Here is a 14,486-nt window from a genome sequence, read left to right on the forward strand (position 1 = left end):
CCGCAGTACCCCTGTGCGGGCCACCCATGCCTCGCCCGGGGTGGCGCTATCCGCGCTTGCCGCCGCCCGGCAGGAAGTCCTGGACCTTCGCCTTCAGGCCCTGCTTCACCACCGCGCCCCGGTCGGCGTCGCCCTTGAGCAGGGCCGCCGCCGTCGACTCCAGCTGCTCCCAGGTGGCGTGCGGCGGGATCGGCGGCACCGCGGGGTCGGTCAGGAACTCCACGACGGCGGGGCCCTCCGCGTCGAGGGCCGCGCGCCAGCCCTCGGTCACGTCCTCGGGCTTCTCCACGCGGATCCCCGTGAGCCCGATCGAGCGCGCGAAGTCCGCGTACGGCACGTCCGGCAGGGACTGCGAGGGCTCGAACGGCGGGGCGCCGCCCATGGCCCGCAGCTCCCACGTCACCTGGTTGAGGTCGCGGTTGTTCCACACCCCGACGACGAGCCGCGGATCGTCCCAGCGGTGCCGGTACTTGGCCGCCGTGATCAGCTCGGCCATGCCGTTCATCTGCATCGCGCCGTCCCCGACGAGCGCGACGACCGGCCGGTTCGGGTGCGCGAACTTCGCGCCGATCGCGTACGGCACCCCGCAGCCCATCGTCGCGAGCGTGCCGGACAGCGAGGCCCGCATGTCGCCGCGCAGCGTCAGATGGCGTGCGAACCAGTTGGCCGTGGAGCCCGAGTCGGAGGTGATGATCGCGTCTGTGGGGAGTAGCGGGTCCAGGGCCCGCGCCACGTGCTCGGGGTTGACGGGGTCGGCGGCCAGCCCCGCGCGGCGGTCCATGACGCCGTGCCACCGCTCCACGTTCGCCCGCACCCGGCCGTGCCAGTCGCGCCCGGCCGCCGCGCGCTCCTTCGAGATCAGCGGGATCAGCTGCCGCAGGGTGGCGCGCGCGTCGCCCACCAGGTTCACCTCGTAGGGGTAGCGCATGCCGATCATGTGCGGGTCGATGTCGATCTGCACCGCGCGGACCTTGCCGTACTCCGGCAGGAACTGCGCGTACGGGAAGCTGGAGCCGATCGTCAGGAGCGTGTCGCAGTCGCGCATCAGCTCGTACGAGGGACGGGTGCCGAGCAGCCCGATCGCGCCCGTGACGTACGGCAGTTCGTCGCTCAGGGCGTCCTTGCCGAGCAGCGCCTTCGCGACGCCCGCGCCGAGCAGCTCCGCGAGCTCCTCGACCTCGGCCCGCGCGCCCGCCGCGCCCTGGCCGATCAGGACCGCCGCCCTGGTGCCGGAGTTCAGCACGTCCGCGGCCCGCTCCAGGGCGGTCGGCGAGGGCAGCGCCGTCCAGGCGCTGCGGTCCAGGCTGGAGGGCACCATCTTGAACGCGTGCGGGGGCGGGCTGTAGTCGAGCTCCTGGACGTCACCGGGGATGATCACGGCGGTGGGGCAGCGGCGCGCGTACGCGGTGCGGATGGCGCGGTCCAGGACGTTCGGGAGCTGCTCGGGCACCGTCACGGTCTCCACGAAGTCGGAGGCCACGTCCTTGAACAGCGTGTGCAGGTCGACCTCCTGCTGGTACGAGCCGCCCATCGCCGAGCGGTGCGTCTGGCCGACCAGGGCGAGCACCGGCACGTGGTCCAGCTTCGCGTCGTACAGGCCGTTGAGGAGGTGGATGGCGCCGGGCCCCGAGGTCGCCGCGCACACCCCGACCCGGCGGCCGAACTTGGCGTAGCCGACCGCTTCGAACGCGGACATCTCCTCGTGCCGGGACTGCAGGAAGCGCGGCCGGTCGTCGGCGCGGCCCCAGGCGGCGAGGAGGCCGTTGATGCCGTCCCCGGGGTAACCGAAGACGCAGTCGACGTCCCAGGCCCGCAGCCGCTGCAGAATGTGGTCGGCGACCTTCGTGCTCATGACGGTGTCCTCCCGGTGCTTGACGCGGAATGCGTCCCGGCCGGGTGTCCGCCGCGGCCCCGGGAAAACCCGCCCCGCCGACGTGGCGTTTGGTGCGCGGAGCGAGGGGCAGGCGGAAGACAGTGCTTCGGAACGGAGGCACGTCCGTGGGAGAGGCTTCACTCGCCCCGGGTGTGCCCTGCCGCGGCACGTGCCCGCACTCCCACGGTGACCGTGCGACCCAAAGCACCGGCAAGGGAGTTGTGAGCACTATGCCAACGGACGCAGCACGTCCCGAGGAAGCCGCGGCGGTCCCCGAGGAGACCACATCGGGCACGACCACGCGCCGCGAGCGCCCGCACCACGGCCGAGCCACCCCGCACACCCCGCACGCGCAGCGCGCGGCGGCACCGTCGCGCCAGTCCGGCAGGCAGTCCCCGCCGCGGCGGCAGCGCGCCACCCGGCACCCCCACGACGACGCCCCCGACACCGCCGCGGCCTTCGGCAAGCTGTGCGAACTCCCGCACGGGCCCGAGCGGGACGCCCTCAGGGAGGAGATCGTGCGGGCCTGGCTGCCGATGGCCGAGCGGCTCGCGGGCCGGTTCCGCAACCGCGGCGAGTCCCTCGAAGACCTGCGCCAGGTCGCGGCCCTCGGCCTGGTGAAGGCCGTCGACCGCTACGACCCCGAGCGCGGCAACGCCTTCGAGAGCTACGCCGTGCCCACCGTCACCGGCGAGATCAAACGCCACTTCCGCGACCACATGTGGACCCTGCACGTGCCCCGGCGCGTCCAGGACCTGCGCAACCGCGTGCGGTTCGCCTGCCAGGACCTCTCCCAGACCGTGTCCGGGCGCGCCCCGACCATCGCCGAGATCGCCGAGCGGGCCGGGATGAGCGAGGAGGAGGCGGCCACCGGCCTGGAGGCCCTCGACAGCTTCACCGCGCTGTCCCTGGACGCCGAGCTGCCCGGCAGCGACGACGGCTACGCGCTGCGCGACACGCTCGGCGGCCCCGACCCGGCGCTCGACGTCGTCGTGGACCGCGAGGCCGTCAAGCCGCGCCTCGCGGCGCTGCCCGAGCGCGAACGGGCCATCCTCTACATGCGGTTCTTCGGCGACATGACGCAGAGCCGCATCGCCGAGCACCTGGGGATCTCCCAGATGCACGTGTCCCGTCTGATCAGCCGCTGCTGCGGGCGGCTGCGGGACGAGATCACCCGTGATCTGGCACGGCACCCGGCCCGGTCGCACCCCGTCGCCTCCGGCGACGTCACCCGGGACGCCGCATAGCAAGGGCGATGTGACGGGACATCACATCCACGGCGCGCGCCTCGGCCATCGAGAAGGCCAGGCGCGCGCCGGTCCTGAACAGGCTGAGCACCCCCTCGGGCGGGCCGCCGGTGTCCGCGGTCAGCGCCACGCACAGCAGGGACGTCACCTGCGCCCGTACGAGCACCGGCACGCCGGACGCGTCCCGGCCGAAGCCGTCCTCGGGGTGCGGCCGCACCTGGAGGGCGGGCGCCCCGCAGCGCACCGTCTCCATGACCAGCGGGCACTCGGCCGGGTCGAGCGCGCGGACGTCCGCCACCGGCCCGCCCGGGGGCCCCAGGACCGTGATCCGGCGCGGCCGCGCCCCGCCCGCGTCGGTGATCACCCAGTCCGCGAACGTGCCGTGCAGCACCTCCGCGGCGCGCCGTAGCACCTCGGCCGGGTCGCCCGGCGGGGCCGTGAGCAGCGCCGCCGTCATCGCGTCCGACAGTTCGAGGAGCTCGGCGTGGCGGGTCGCCTCGGCCAGGTCGGGCACGTGGCCGCGGAGCGGGCCGAAGGAGCCGTGCCCGTCGGAGCGGGGCTCGTTCGCCCCCACGGGCTGCAGGACGGCGAGGACGACCGTACGGGGCTCCGTGCCGGGCCGCAGCGCGGTCAGCGTCGCCCGCAGCGGCTCCTCCGGACGCGGCTGGAGGCGCACCGTCAGGCTCCGGTCGCCCTCGCCGCGGGCGACCGCCGCGACCTGCGAGCGAAAGGCGATCCCGGCCGACGGCGTGAGGAACCCCGACAGCGGGCGCCCGGTCGCGTATCCGCCGCGCACCCCCGTCAGGGCCGTCGCCGCGACGTTCATGCGCCGCACCACGGTCTCGCCGTCCACGAGCACCACGGGTAGGGGGAAGCGCTGGAACACCGCGCGCAGCAGCCGCTGCTCGTCGCGGTCCGAGGAGACGGCCGCCGCGTGGCCGTCCACCGAGAGCCGCTCGAAGCCCGGCCACAACCGCTCGGCCGCGTGGTCCAGTTCGAACAGGGCCGCGTCGAGCATGGTGCCGAGGTCCCCGGACGGCACGGCACGGGACGCCTTCAACTCCGCGACGCGGCGCACGAAGTCCGCGAGCTCCTCACCGTACTCATCCGTCTGCCCCATGCGTCGAACGTAGCCGCTGCGCCCGTTTTCCGGAGGCTTCCGGGGGAAGCCGCACAGGTGGGAAGCAAGGAGGAGAGCGCCATGCCGATGCCGATCGGACCGGAAGGACCGGAATCCGCCCTGCCCCAGCGCAGGCTGTCCGAACTCGCCGAACAGGCCGTCCGGTGCACCGCCGCGTGCTGCGGCGCCGGTACCACGGTCACCGACGGAGGCGACGAGCTGCCCACCGCCGTCACCCACCCCGACCTCGCCGGGCTCGTCTCCGTCCAGCTGCGCTCCGGAGAGGGGCCCATCCCGGCCGCGCAGGAGCGCGGCGCGCCGGTGGACGCGGCCGACCTGCTGCGCGACGAGCGCTGGCCCGAATACCGTGCCCTCGCGCTGGACTCCGGCGTCCGCGCCAGCGTGACGCTGCCGTTCCGGCGCCCCGGCCTCACCCTCACCCTCACCCTGTTCAGCTTCCGGCCCCGCAGCCTCGACGACGTGAGCTGCGGCCCCGCGCAGGCGCTCGGCGACCTCGCGACGGCCGGCCTCGTCCGCGACCGCCACTACCGCGCGGCCCTCACCGAGCTGGACCACCTGGGCGAGGCGCTGCGCACCCGGCCCGTCGTCGACCAGGCACGCGGCATCATCATGCACGTCCTGAGCTGCGACGCGGACCAGGCCTTCGCCCTGCTGCGGCGCATCTCCCAGACCACGAACCGCAAGCTCTCCGAGGTGTCGGCCGCCCTCGTGGACTCCCGCGGCCGCGGCCTGGAACGGGAACTGAGCTCCCTGGCGCGCGAGACCCGCGCGAGCTGACGACACCTTCCCGGCGCATCGGGGGTTAGCCCGTCCGGCGCGGGAGGACGAGCGCGGAGCGCGGTCAGCGGCTCGAATGAGTCCATGCGCACTTCCGTCCCCCTGACCCTCGCCCTCCCGCTGGCCCTGTACTCCCTCCTCGCCGTCGTGCCGCCCGCCCACGCGGAGGGCGGCACGGCCGCCGAGGTCACCCCGGCCCGCGCCGCGCCCGGCGAGCAGGTCACCGTCTCCGTCGCCTGCCCGGCCACCGCCGCCGCGCCCCCGCAGACGATCGACGCCGCCTCCCGGGCCTTCGAGCAGGGCAGCGCCACGCTCCAGCGCGTACCCGACCACCAGAACCAGAGCCCCGGCGCCGTCGGCTACCAGGGCACCGCCCGCATCGCCCCCGCGGTCGGCTCCGAGGACGGCGGCCCGGAGGCCGCGGGCCCGGCGTCGGAGTGGTCCGTGGAGGGCGTGTGCCCCGACGACGGGCCGTGGCAGGCCACCTTCACCGTCACCCGGGCCGCACCGGGCCCCTCGCCCACCGCGCCCGCTCCCGCCGCGCCGCACGGCGTCCACGCGGGCGGGGGCGGCGCCTTCACCGACTCACCCGCGGCCCTCGCCGCCGGAGGCGTCCTGGTGGCGGGCGCGTGCGCCGCCGCCGTCCACCGCCTGCGCCGCGACCGCGCCGCCGCGCGCTGACCCCCGTACGGAGTAAACCTGACGGACCACCACCCACCCGACGATGGAGCGGCGCCGCCGTGGGTACGCACAGACCCGACGGCACGCGGACGGTCACCCGGGTGGCCAGGCGAGCGCACGGAGGTGCCCATGCGGCGGACGGACCACGCGGGGCACGGCCGCGTCCGGTGGGGCCCGCCCCTGCCGGAACCGGGCCTGCCGGTCCTGCCGGAGCTCGCCGCCGTCGTCGCGGCCGCGGCGGCCCACAGCCACGCGCCCCCGCCCGGCGGCGACCCGGCCCTGCGCGCGGCGGCGAGCGGCTACTGGGAGCGCCGCGGCCTGCCGACCGGCCCCGAGCACGTGGCCGCCGCGCCCGGCGCCGGGCCCCTGCTGCTCGCCGTCGCCGCGGCCCTCGGCGGCGACGTCCTGTTGCCCCGGCCGTGCGCCGCCTGGTGGGAGCCCCAGGTGCGGCTCCTCGGCCGCTCCGTCTACCACGTGCCGACACCGGCCGAGTGCGGCGGCGTCCCCGACGCGTACGCCCTCCTGGAGACCGTCCGCCGCGTCCGCGCCGAGGGCGGCGCGCCGCGGCTGCTCGTGCTCTCCGTCGCCGACGACCCCACCGCGACCGTGCCGCCGCCCGACGCCGTCCACGAGGCCGTCGAGGCCGCGGCGGGCGAGGGCCTGCACATCGTGAGCGACGAGACGTGGCGCGACACCCCGCACCACCCGCGCGACACCGTCCTGGTCGGCCCCGCCGCGATGGCCCCCGGCCGGGTCACCGTCGTCAGCGACCTCGCCGGGGCCTTCCTGCCGCCCGCGCTGCCCGCCGCCGTCGCCCGCTTCCCCGCGGACGGCGCGGGCGCCGCGCTGCGCGCCCGCGCCCTCGACGTCCTGACGGCCCTGGGCGCGACCCCGGCTGCGCCGGTCGCCGCCGCGGCGACGTACGCGCTCGGCGAGCCCGCCGAGGTCACCGCGCGCCTCGCCGCCGCGAACCGCCTGCACGCGCGCCTCGCCGCCGCCCTGCGCGAGACCGTCGTCGGCGCGGGCGCGCTCGCCCGGCCGCCCGCCGCGGGGCGGCACGTGTACGCCGACCTCGGCCCGCTGCGCGCCGCGCTCGCCGCCCGCGGCGTCACGGACGCGCAGGAGCTGGAGGACCACCTCCAGGAGCGGCTCGGCCTGCCCGCACCCGGCGGCCACCGCTTCGGCGACGACATCGACGCGCTGCGCGTACGCCTGTCCACCGGGCCGCTCCTGGGGCCGGACCCCGAGGGGCGCGGCCGTGCGCTCAGCGCCCCAGAGCCACTGGAATCGCCGTACGTGGAGCGGGAGTTGGCCAGGATCACCGCGGCCTTCGACGAGCTCCGCGAAGCACCACAGCGACGGGAGCCTCCTCGGTGACGCAGACACAGCAGCAGCCCCAGGGCACGCGGCGAGCACGACGGCCGGGCCCGGCGGACACGGCGACCGGACCGGAGGGGCCGGGCTCGTCGGGTGGTGCGGGCACGTCGGGTGGTGCGGGCTCGCTGGGTGGTGCGGTCTCGTCGGGCGGGCCGGGCACGTCGGGCGGGCCGAGCTCGCTGGGTGGTGCGGGCACGTCGGGCGGGCCGAGCTCGTTGGGCGGGTCGGGCTCGCTGGGTGGTGCGGGCACGTCGGGCGGGCCGAGCTCGCTGGGTGGTGCGGGCACGTCGGGCGGGCCGAGCTCGTTGGGCGGGTCGGGCTCGCCGGGCGGTGCGGGCACGCTGGGCGGCGCGAGCTCCCCGGGCGGTGCGGGCTCGTCGGGTGGTGCGGGCACGCTGGGTGGTGCGGGCTCACCGGGCGGGCCGGGCACGCCGGGCGGGCCGAGCTCGCCGGGCGGGTCGGGCTCACCGGGTGGGGCGGGCACGTCGGGCGGGCCGGGGGCGGTGGGTGCGTCCGGCTCCCGGCTCGGCACCGCCCGCGCGGCGGACGCACCCCCGCCCGCGCCCGCCTCAGCCCGCGCGGCGGACGCACCCCCGCCCGGATCCGCCCCGGCCCGCCTGTGCGACCTCGCCGAGGCCGGGCGTGCGCGGACCGGCCCCGGCGCCCCGGGCACGCGCGGCACCGTGACCGCCCGCCGCCCGCTCGCCCCGGTGTCCGTGCCCGGCTCGCCGCGCCTGTGGCCCAAGTCCTTCGCGGACCGGCTCACCGCGCCGCTGCCCGGCCTGCGCGCCTTCGCCCGGTTCGCCCGGGAGGGCGCGCTGCGGCCCGCCCCCGCGGGCCTCGCCGACATCCCCCGGCTGCCCTTCGCCCCGGGGCCGCTGCCCCGCGTCGACGCCCGTACCGTCGCGGTGACCTGGGCGGGCCACGCCAGCTGGGTCGTCAGGATCGGCGGCCTCACCGTCCTGACCGACCCCGTCTGGTCCCGGCGGATCCTCGGCACCCCCGCCCGGGTCACCCCCGTCGGCGTGGCCTGGAGTGCCCTGCCGCGCGTCGACGCCGTCGTCATCAGCCACAACCACTACGACCACCTGGACGCGCCCACCCTCAAGCGGCTGCCGCGCGACACCCCGCTGTTCGTCCCCGCGGGGCTCGGGCGGTGGTTCGCGCGGCGCCGCTTCACGCGCGTCACCGAGCTCGACTGGTGGGAGAGCGCCGAACTCGACGGCGTCCGCCTCGGCTTCGTGCCCGCGCACCACTGGTCCAAGCGCGGCCTGCGGGACACCTGCCGGAGCCTGTGGGGCGGGTGGGTGCTCACCGACGGCGCGGGACAGCGCGTGTACTTCGCCGGGGACACCGGCTACGGACACTGGTTCGCGCGCATCGCGGAGCGCTACCCCGGGATCGACCTCGCGCTGCTGCCCATCGGGGCGTACGAGCCGCGGTGGTGGCTGCGGGACGTGCACTGCGACCCGGAGGAGGCCGTGCGGGCCGCGCGTGACGTGGGGGCCCGGCGGATGGCCCCCATGCACTGGGGCACGTTCCTGCTCTCGGCCGAGCCCGTCCTCGAACCCGTGGAGCGGGTGCGGCGCGCCTGGGCGGCGGCGGGGCTGCCCGCGCGCGACCTCTGGGACCTGCCGGTGGGCGGCTCCCGGGTGCTGGACCCCGGCTGAGCCCTCCTCACGCGCCGGACGGGCTGGCACTCCGGCGCAGGCGGCGCCAGACCGCCGGGGCCGCGCTGATGACGACGGTGAGGCCCACCGCCAGGGCGACGCCCTGCCAGGGCTCCTTGAAGAGGGAGCCGCCGAGGATGCCGATGAGCTGGTAGGTGACAGCCCAGGCGAGGCACGCGGGGAGGTTGCCGCGGGCGAACCGGCGCAGCGGCATCCGGGCCAGGAGGCAGGCCAGCATGACCGGAAGGCGGCCCGCGGGCACGAGCCGGGACAGGACGAGGACCAGGACGCCGTGGTCCTGGAGCTTGTCCTGGGCGCGGGCGAGGCGCTCCTCGGGCGCGCGGTCGCGGATCGCCTCCAGCCAGCGCGACCCGTTCTTCGAGCGCATGCCGCGCTGCCCGAGCCAGTACAGGGCGATGTCACCGGTGAACGCCGCGAGCGAGGCCACGCCGAAGACGACGAGCAGCGCGAAGGGCGAGGTGTCGGTCTGGTGGAAGGCGACCACCGCGGCCGAGCTGACCAGCGCCCCCGTCGGCACCACCGGCACCAGCGCGCCGACCACCACCAGCAGGAAGAGCGACGGATAGCCGACCGCCTGCTGGGTGGAGTCCGGCGACACCTGGGCTGCGGCGGCCAGCATCATCGGGCGGCCTCGGGGCGGACGCTCTCGCCGTGCGCGAGGCGGTGCACCGCCACGTCCGGCGCCCGGCGCGCGGCCTGCCGCACGAACTCGTCGCCCGGCGTGTGGAACTCGTGCGGCCGCACCGCGTCCATGCCGATCGGCCAGTACGTGCCGTAGTGCACCGGCACCGCGCTGCGCGGCGCGATCCGGGCCAGGGCCTCGGCGGCGCGGGCCGGGTCGAGATGGCCGTGGCCCAGGTAGGGACCCCAGCCGCCGACCGGCAGGAGCGCCACGTCGACGGCGCCGACCTCGTCGGCCATCGCGTCGAACAGGCCGGTGTCCCCGGCGAAGTACGTACGGGCCGCGCCCTGGACGACGTACCCGAGGGCGGGGGAGCGGTGCGGGCCCACCGGCAGGCGGCGGCCGTCGTGCAGGGCGGGTACGACGCGTACGACGACGTCGCCGACCGGTACCTCGTCACCGGGGGCGACCTCCGTGAACCGGAGGTGGGACAGCCTGCGCAGGCCCGGTACGGAGCGGGCCGCGCCGCGCGGGACAAGGGCGCGGGTGCCGGGCGCGAGCCGGGCCAGGGAGGGCACGTGCAGATGGTCGGCGTGCAGATGGGAGAGCAGCACGACGTCGGCCACCGCCGCCGCGGGCGGCGGGAGGGCTCCCCGGCGGCGGCGCAAGTGCGCGAGCCTGCGCACGAAGAGAGGATCGGTCAGGACCCGCGTCCCGGAATCCTCGACCGTGCAGGTGGCATGGCCCCACCAAGTGACCGTGACGTCCGGCCGCACCCGTTCCTCCTTCGTGTGACTGTCTCCGAGCCTACGGCCAGGAGTAGTGTCGTCGGCTGACGCCAGAGGTGAGGGGCATGCCATGGGAAACACCTGCGGGGGGCCGGCCCGCGCGGTGCGGGTCGCCGCCATCGCCAGCCTGACGCCTCTGGAGGAGCTGGACAGCGACCCGTTCCTCGTCGACTCCCGCAGCCAGCACGCGATGTGCGCGCGCTGGGCCGCCGCCCACGGCTATGTGGTGACCCGGGAGCTCGTCGTGCACGGCCTGCGCGCCGACCACGCCGTCTTCTGGAACGACGTGGACGCGGGCCTGGTCGACCTGTTCGTGGTCCCGTGCCGCCGGGTCCTCGAGCGGGCGCTGCGGTCCGCCGACGAGTTCACCGCCGAGTGCGCGCGGCGCGGCGTCCGCATCGAGACCGCGGGCTTCGAGGAGCCCTGCTACGACTCCCACATGAAGGCCCGCGTGCACCGCCGCCTCTCCATGCCGACGGCGGGCTACGACGGCTGCTGAGCCCCGCCCCGGGCGCCCTGCCGCCTGCGGGACCCCGCCCTGTGACAGGCTGAGGGCAAGGTCAGGACGTGAGGCAGGCGGAGCGCGGTGCGTGGTGGTCGGTGGCGGACGGTGGGGCGCGGCCTCGGGCGGGTGATCGTCGTCTGGGCGGTGAGCACGCTCACGATGCTGGTCCTCGCGGGCATCCTGCCGGACTTCAAGCTCCAGTCCGACGACGGCGACAGCGCCACCCGCATCGCCGTGACGGCGGCCCTCGGCGCGGGCGCCTTCGGGCTGCTCTCCGCCCTGGTGTGGCCGCTGCTCGTCCGGGCCCTGCTGCTCGTCCCCGCCCTGGTCATCGGCCTGCTCACCTTCTTCCTCAACGGGTCGCTGCTGCTGCTCGCGCTGCGGCTCATCCCCGACGGCCGCGGCGACGCGAACGCCGAGACCGCCGTGGTCGTCGCGGCCGTGATGTCGGCGGTGGCGTCCGCGACGGGCGGCGCGCTCGCCGTCCGCGACGACGACGCCTACCGGCGGCGCCTGTACCGCCTCGCGGACCGAAGACGCCGCCGGGCCGCGGACCCGCACCGCACCAGCACCCCGGGCACGGTCTTCCTCCAGCTCGACGGCGTCGGCCACGACGTCCTGTGCCGCGCGGCCCGCAAGGGCGTGACGCCCACGATCGCCCGCTGGCTCGGCGCCGACGAGGGGCCCGCCGCGCGCGCCACGCACCGGCTCACGCCGTGGCGCACCGACTGGTCCAGCCAGACCGGCGCGAGCCAGCTCGGCATCCTGCACGGCAGCAACCACGACGTGCCCGCCTTCCGCTGGTACGAGAAGGACACCGGCGAGGTCATGGTGTCCAACCGGCCCGCGTCCGCCGCGGAGCTCCAGCGGCGCGCCGTCGTCCGCACCGGCGACGGCGGACTGCTCTCCTACGACGGGGCCAGCCGCGGCAACCTCTTCAGCGGCGGCGCCGAGCAGCTCGCGCTCGTCCTCTCCATGGCCGCGCGGCGCGGCCGCGAGAACCGCTCCCGGGCCGGGTACTTCGCGTACTTCTCCGACCCGGCGAACGCCGTCCGCACCGCCCTGTCCTTCGTCGCCGAGGTCGGCCGCGAGATCGGCGAGTCGACCCGCGCCCGGATCCGCCGACGCCGCCCGCGAGTGAGCCGCGGCGGCCTGTACCCCTTCATCCGCGCCTTCGCCACCGTCGTGGAGCGCGACGTCGTGGTCGCCGCCGTCCTCGGGGACATGCTCGCCGGGCGGGCCGCCGTGTACGCCGACCTCGTGGCGTACGACGAGGTCGCGCACCACTCCGGGCCCACGAGCGGCGACGCCGAGCGGGTCCTCAGGCGCCTCGACCGGTCCCTCGCGCTGCTCGCCCAGGTCGCCGAGCACGCGCCCCGGCCGTACCGCATCGTGCTCCTCTCCGACCACGGCCAGAGCCCCGGCGAGACCTTCCGCGCCCGCTACGGCCTCACCCTCGGCGACCTGGTGCGCGCGGGCTGCGGCCTGCCCGTGCCACGCCGGGCGCGCCGCACCCTTCCCCAAGCTCTCGGCTGCGCTCGAGCAGGAGATGCCCCACCCGGTGCCGAGGCCCGCTCGGCCGTCCGTGCCGCCCTGCGCAGGCCCGTCGAGGAGGGCACCGGCGAGCACCGGCCGCGCCGCCTCGCCGAGCCCATCGTGCTCGCCTCGGGGAACCTGGGGCTCGTCTCCTTCCCCGACGTGCCCCACCGCATGACGCGCGAGGAGATCGACCGGCGCCACCCGGCGCTCCTGCCGACGCTCGCCAACCACCCCGGCATCGGCTTCCTGCTGGTGCGCAGCGAGGACCGCGGGCCCCTCGTCCTGGGCGCGCGCGGCGCCGAGGTGTATCTGGACGAGCTGCCCGCCGACGCCGGGCCCGGCGCCCTCGGGCCGCTCGCCGACTTCGGGCCCGGCGCCGCCGACGCCGTGCGGCGCACCGACGGCTTCCCGCACACCGCCGACATCATGGTCAACTCCGCGTACGACCCGCTGGACGGCGAAGTCCTCGCGTTCGAGGAGCAGATCGGCTCGCACGGCGGGCTCGGCGGCGCCCAGTCCCGGCCGTTCCTGCTGTCCCCGCTGGTGCTGTCGCCGCCCGTGGCCGAGGGCGTCGAACTCGTCGGCGCGGAGGCCGTGCACCGGGTCCTGCGGCGCTGGCTGCGCGAGGCGCACGGGCCGGAAGTGCCCCGCGTCACACCTGCGGATGATCGCCTTCCGGACCCGGTGGCCCCGACAGCATTTCCCGCCGCCGACCACGTCGTACAGGACAAAACGCAGTGATTTTGCGGCGTGCCCCCGGTGCCCGACCATGGGCCCGCGCCCGGTGATCCCGGGCGGCAGGCACGACGAGAGGCGCACCACCCCATGCACGACACCGGAACCGCACCGCCGTCGGCTCCGGCCCCGCAGCAGGACGCGGCGAGCGCCGCGCCGCACGACGACGGCAAGCACGCGCGCCGCTTCGGACTCCCCACCGCCATCTGCCTGGTCATGGGCAACATCATCGGCGGCGGCATCTTCCTGCTCCCGGCCTCCGTCGCGCCCTTCGGCACGATCAGCCTCGTCGCCTTCGCCGTCCTGACCGCCGGGGCCATCGCGCTCGCCCTGGTCTTCGGCCGCCTCGCCGCACGGGACCCGCGCACCGGCGGCCCCTACGTCTACGCGCGAGAGGCGTTCGGCGACTTCGCGGGCTTCCTCGCGGCCTGGTCGTACTGGATCACCACCTGGGTGTCGAACGCGGCGCTCGCCGTCGCCGCCGTCGGCTACCTCGACGTCCTGATGCCCGTGGCCGACCACAAGTGGACCGCCTGCCTGGCCGCGCTCGGCCTTCAGCTGCTGCCCGCGCTCGCCAACCTCGCCGGGACCCGGTACGTCGGCGCCGTGCAGCTCGTCGCCACCGTGCTCAAGTTCCTGCCGCTGCTCCTCGTCGCCTTCGGCGGGCTCTTCTTCTTCGACCCGGCGAACCTCGGGCCGTTTCGCGCGAGCGACGACGGCGCGCTCGGCGCGGTCTCCGCCTCCGCCGCCATCCTGCTCTTCTCCTACCTGGGCGTGGAGTCCGCCGCCGTCAGCGCGGGCGAGGTGCGCGACCCGCGGCGCAACGTCGGCCGCGCCACCGTCCTCGGCACGCTCGGCGCCGCCCTCGTCTATCTGCTCGGCACCCTCGCCGTCTTCGGCACCGTCGCGCACGACAAGCTCGTCGGCTCCACCGCGCCGTTCACCGACGCCGTGAACGCGATGTTCGGCGGCTCCTGGGGCGGCACCGCCGTCGCGGTCGCCGCGCTCGTGTCCATGGTCGGCGCGCTCAACGGCTGGACGCTCCTGAGCGCCCAGACGCCGTACGCCGCCGCGAAGGACGGCCTGTTCCCGAGCGCCTTCGCCACCAAGCGGCGCGGCGTGCCCACCGTCGGCGTCCTCGTGACCGTGGTCCTCGCCTCGCTCCTGACCGTCTACAACTACACGGCGGGGCCTTCCGGGGTCTTCGAGGTCCTCGTGCTCGTCACGACGTTCACGGCCACCGTGCCCTATCTCCTCGCCACCGCCGCGCAGCTCTACTTCCTGGCCTCGGGGCAGCGCGAGCGGGTGCGCCCCGGGCGCCTGGTGCGCGACGCCGTGCTCGCCTCGGCCGCGTTCGGCTTCTCGATGTGGCTGGTCGCGGGCGCCGGGTACACGGCCGTCTACCAGGGCGTCCTGTTCCTCTTCGCGGGCGTCCCCGTGTACGCGTGGATGGCGGCCCGCAAGAAGCGGGCCGCCCTCCCCTCTCCCTCCTAGCGGGTCCTGCCCCGAC

General features: G+C 76.2%; 13 protein-coding genes. 8 read left to right on the top strand and 5 right to left on the bottom strand.

What is annotated here, in order from left to right; translation table 11 throughout:
- Positions 1–46: 46 nt before the first annotated feature.
- Positions 47–1,852, bottom strand: a complete 1,806-nt coding sequence (locus tag ACIG3E_RS35270; RefSeq protein ID WP_399624094.1) for a thiamine pyrophosphate-requiring protein — start codon at positions 1,850–1,852, stop codon at positions 47–49.
- 251 nt (positions 1,853–2,103) lie between these two features.
- Between ACIG3E_RS35270 and ACIG3E_RS35275 the strand changes: the two genes are divergently transcribed.
- Positions 2,104–3,120 carry a SigB/SigF/SigG family RNA polymerase sigma factor gene (locus ACIG3E_RS35275; RefSeq protein ID WP_399624096.1) on the top strand — a complete coding sequence of 339 codons (1,017 nt, stop codon included), beginning with the start codon at positions 2,104–2,106 and terminating at the stop codon, positions 3,118–3,120.
- On the opposite strand, the gene ACIG3E_RS35280 is transcribed toward ACIG3E_RS35275, so the two are convergent.
- Positions 3,101–4,240: a PAS domain-containing protein gene (locus ACIG3E_RS35280; protein WP_399624097.1), complete on the bottom strand. Its 1,140-nt coding sequence runs from the start codon at positions 4,238–4,240 to the stop codon at positions 3,101–3,103. The genes ACIG3E_RS35275 and ACIG3E_RS35280 overlap by 20 nt on opposite strands.
- 81 nt (positions 4,241–4,321) lie before the next feature.
- Between ACIG3E_RS35280 and ACIG3E_RS35285 the strand changes: the two genes are divergently transcribed.
- From ACIG3E_RS35285 to ACIG3E_RS35295, 3 genes are all read left to right on the top strand, one after another.
- Positions 4,322–5,038 carry an ANTAR domain-containing response regulator gene (locus ACIG3E_RS35285; RefSeq protein WP_399624099.1) on the top strand — a complete coding sequence of 239 codons (717 nt, stop codon included), beginning with the start codon at positions 4,322–4,324 and terminating at the stop codon, positions 5,036–5,038.
- Between the two features lie 84 nt (positions 5,039–5,122).
- On the top strand, positions 5,123–5,719 hold the full coding sequence (locus ACIG3E_RS35290) for a hypothetical protein (protein ID WP_399624101.1): 597 nt from the start codon (positions 5,123–5,125) through the stop codon (positions 5,717–5,719).
- A gap of 129 nt (positions 5,720–5,848) precedes the next feature.
- The gene (locus ACIG3E_RS35295; protein ID WP_399624103.1) at positions 5,849–7,096 is read left to right on the top strand and encodes an aminotransferase class I/II-fold pyridoxal phosphate-dependent enzyme; all 1,248 of its coding nucleotides are present in this window, start codon (positions 5,849–5,851) and stop codon (positions 7,094–7,096) included.
- On the opposite strand, the gene ACIG3E_RS35300 is transcribed toward ACIG3E_RS35295, so the two are convergent.
- On the bottom strand, positions 7,038–7,580 hold the full coding sequence (locus ACIG3E_RS35300; RefSeq protein ID WP_399624105.1) for a hypothetical protein: 543 nt from the start codon (positions 7,578–7,580) through the stop codon (positions 7,038–7,040). The two genes, ACIG3E_RS35295 and ACIG3E_RS35300, sit on opposite strands and share 59 nt — an antisense overlap.
- Positions 7,581–7,779: 199 nt before the next feature.
- On the opposite strand from ACIG3E_RS35300, the gene ACIG3E_RS35305 reads away from it, so the two are divergent.
- Positions 7,780–8,766: an MBL fold metallo-hydrolase gene (locus ACIG3E_RS35305; protein ID WP_399624291.1), complete on the top strand. Its 987-nt coding sequence runs from the start codon at positions 7,780–7,782 to the stop codon at positions 8,764–8,766.
- Between the two features lie 7 nt (positions 8,767–8,773).
- Here ACIG3E_RS35305 and ACIG3E_RS35310 read toward each other — a convergent pair whose 3' ends face one another.
- Together ACIG3E_RS35310 and ACIG3E_RS35315 are read right to left on the bottom strand one after the other, a co-directional pair.
- Positions 8,774–9,406: a DedA family protein gene (locus ACIG3E_RS35310; RefSeq protein ID WP_399624107.1), complete on the bottom strand. Its 633-nt coding sequence runs from the start codon at positions 9,404–9,406 to the stop codon at positions 8,774–8,776.
- The gene (locus ACIG3E_RS35315; RefSeq protein WP_399624108.1) at positions 9,406–10,185 is read right to left on the bottom strand and encodes an MBL fold metallo-hydrolase; all 780 of its coding nucleotides are present in this window, start codon (positions 10,183–10,185) and stop codon (positions 9,406–9,408) included. The genes ACIG3E_RS35310 and ACIG3E_RS35315 overlap by 1 nt, the downstream gene beginning before the upstream one ends.
- Positions 10,186–10,267: 82 nt before the next feature.
- On the opposite strand from ACIG3E_RS35315, the gene ACIG3E_RS35320 reads away from it, so the two are divergent.
- The 3 genes from ACIG3E_RS35320 to ACIG3E_RS35330 all read left to right on the top strand — a co-directional run bounded on the left by ACIG3E_RS35320 (position 10,268) and on the right by ACIG3E_RS35330 (position 14,470).
- The gene (locus ACIG3E_RS35320; RefSeq protein WP_172382678.1) at positions 10,268–10,696 is read left to right on the top strand and encodes a hypothetical protein; all 429 of its coding nucleotides are present in this window, start codon (positions 10,268–10,270) and stop codon (positions 10,694–10,696) included.
- Positions 10,697–10,783: 87 nt separating this feature from the next.
- Positions 10,784–12,982: a phage holin family protein gene (locus tag ACIG3E_RS35325; protein WP_399624111.1), complete on the top strand. Its 2,199-nt coding sequence runs from the start codon at positions 10,784–10,786 to the stop codon at positions 12,980–12,982.
- Positions 12,983–13,066: 84 nt separating this feature from the next.
- Positions 13,067–14,470: an amino acid permease gene (locus ACIG3E_RS35330; RefSeq protein WP_399624113.1), complete on the top strand. Its 1,404-nt coding sequence runs from the start codon at positions 13,067–13,069 to the stop codon at positions 14,468–14,470.
- The last annotated feature ends 16 nt before the right edge of the window (positions 14,471–14,486 follow it).

Origin of the sequence: Streptomyces sp. NPDC053474 (assembly GCF_044544845.1) — a bacterium.
Lineage (GTDB): Bacteria > Actinomycetota > Actinomycetes > Streptomycetales > Streptomycetaceae > Streptomyces.

Coding starts and splice junctions, on each gene's coding strand:
- ACIG3E_RS35270 (WP_399624094.1), bottom strand. CDS start 1,852: ATGAGCACGAAGGTCGCCGACCACATTCTGCAGCGGCTGCGGGCCTGG.
- ACIG3E_RS35275 (WP_399624096.1), top strand. CDS start 2,104: ATGCCAACGGACGCAGCACGTCCCGAGGAAGCCGCGGCGGTCCCCGAG.
- ACIG3E_RS35280 (WP_399624097.1), bottom strand. CDS start 4,240: ATGGGGCAGACGGATGAGTACGGTGAGGAGCTCGCGGACTTCGTGCGC.
- ACIG3E_RS35285 (WP_399624099.1), top strand. CDS start 4,322: ATGCCGATGCCGATCGGACCGGAAGGACCGGAATCCGCCCTGCCCCAG.
- ACIG3E_RS35290 (WP_399624101.1), top strand. CDS start 5,123: ATGCGCACTTCCGTCCCCCTGACCCTCGCCCTCCCGCTGGCCCTGTAC.
- ACIG3E_RS35295 (WP_399624103.1), top strand. CDS start 5,849: ATGCGGCGGACGGACCACGCGGGGCACGGCCGCGTCCGGTGGGGCCCG.
- ACIG3E_RS35310 (WP_399624107.1), bottom strand. CDS start 9,406: ATGCTGGCCGCCGCAGCCCAGGTGTCGCCGGACTCCACCCAGCAGGCG.
- ACIG3E_RS35320 (WP_172382678.1), top strand. CDS start 10,268: ATGGGAAACACCTGCGGGGGGCCGGCCCGCGCGGTGCGGGTCGCCGCC.
- ACIG3E_RS35330 (WP_399624113.1), top strand. CDS start 13,067: ATGCACGACACCGGAACCGCACCGCCGTCGGCTCCGGCCCCGCAGCAG.